General features: G+C 67.2%; 1 protein-coding gene and 1 pseudogene. Both read left to right on the top strand.

The genetic code is table 11. From position 1 onward, the window contains the following. The first annotated feature begins 326 nt into the window (after positions 1–326). Positions 327–833: a hypothetical protein gene (locus ACFYPD_RS34060; RefSeq protein WP_387122912.1), complete on the top strand. Its 507-nt coding sequence runs from the start codon at positions 327–329 to the stop codon at positions 831–833. Positions 834–935: 102 nt separating this feature from the next. Next, positions 936–1,320, top strand: a pseudogene (locus ACFYPD_RS34055) (transposase family protein); the annotation flags it as partial. Positions 1,321–1,402: the final 82 nt, after the last annotated feature.

Raw genomic sequence — 1,402 nt, 5'->3', positions numbered from 1 at the left:
GGAGGTCCGCGACGACATCCACGAAGCCTTCCTCACCCTCGCCTGCGCCATCATCTGCTGGCGACGACTCCAACGCTCAAAGAGTTAGGAGCTCTAAGGGATGTCTCGTAACTCGATGTCCGTCCGCTGAGGGCGATCGCCGAAGCACCTGGCCGGGGTTGGACGAAGGGGCCTGGCAGCTCGTCGAGGACTAGGTGTCAGCGGGGCCGAATTCGTTGGGCCGGATCGCAGGCACGCCCTCATCAGACACTTGCATCGCGGTTGAGGTCATCCGCCGGACGGGAACTGCCCTACAGTCGACGGCATTCGTCGACGGAAGGACCCTCATGGACGAGAGCGACGGGACGACGTTCCGCACGTCCGCCCGCCTCATGTTCATGGTCATGCTGCTAAACAGCTTCCTGGCCTGGGTCTTCGTCCAAGCCGTGTTCTCACTCGTCACCGGGCGGTTACCGGCCGACCTGACGCGCATCGCCGGGTCAGGTGTCCTCTACGCCGTCATCTTCAGCGCTCTCTGGCTCGTCCTGCACCGCAGGAACTGGTCATCGGTCCAAGTCACCGATCCGGCACTGGGGCTCGTCGGGAAGGGGCGGTTGGTCGTCCTCCCGTGGCAGGCGATCCACTCGACGACGGTCCGCCGTCCTGGCCCGTTCGCCGTGCTCCAGGTCACCCTCCGCCCCGGAGCGGTCGTGCCATCGGCCACGACGCTCCGTCCACGGATTCGTGCCGGTCAGCTTGTCTACACGGTCAACGTCGGCCTGCTTCGGCCCCCGGCGGGCGTCCTGCGTACTGAACTCGGCCGCCACCTGCCACAGGTCGCCTCCCCATCCTGATTCCCGCTCGCGACGTTACTCGGGCGACCACCGCCACAGCTGGCTCAGGGATGCCTCGCAACCCACCGTCTGTCCCCCAGGACAATTGCCGAAGATGTTGTGGTGCAGGTGATCTCCTCAGCCCGGCCGGAGTGGATCTTCCCGTTCACCGGTCTGCAGCCCGCCCAGTTCCGCAGGCTGGTCCGGCTGGTCGCCGAACGTGGCGGGGGACGCCATCGCTGACGGCCGGCCGGGCCGGCAGTGGGCGCTCGACCTGCCCGACCGGGTGCTGCTCGTGGCCACGTACTGGCGCACCAACCTGACCATGCGGCAGATCGGGCCGCTGTTCGGGGTATCGCACTCGGCCGCGCACCGGGTCATCGACACCCTCGGCCCCTTGCTGGCCCTGGCCCCGGTCCGCCGGCGCCCGGTCGGCCAGATCGCCATCGTCGACGGCACTCTGATCCCGACCCGGGACCACCGGCTGGCCGCCCCGAGCAAGAACTACTTCCCAATGAAGTTGTCAAGGGGTCTTGATGACGCCTGGCAGGGGCGTCATGCAGCGGTCACGGCTGGTTTCGATGGCTGAT

Source organism: Micromonospora sp. NPDC005299 (assembly GCF_042872345.1).
Classification (GTDB): domain Bacteria; phylum Actinomycetota; class Actinomycetes; order Mycobacteriales; family Micromonosporaceae; genus Micromonospora.
The sequence above is the reverse complement of the archived record's forward strand: the minus strand, read 5'-3'. Positions and strand labels throughout refer to the sequence as shown.

Coding starts and splice junctions, on each gene's coding strand:
- ACFYPD_RS34060 (WP_387122912.1), top strand. CDS start 327: ATGGACGAGAGCGACGGGACGACGTTCCGCACGTCCGCCCGCCTCATG.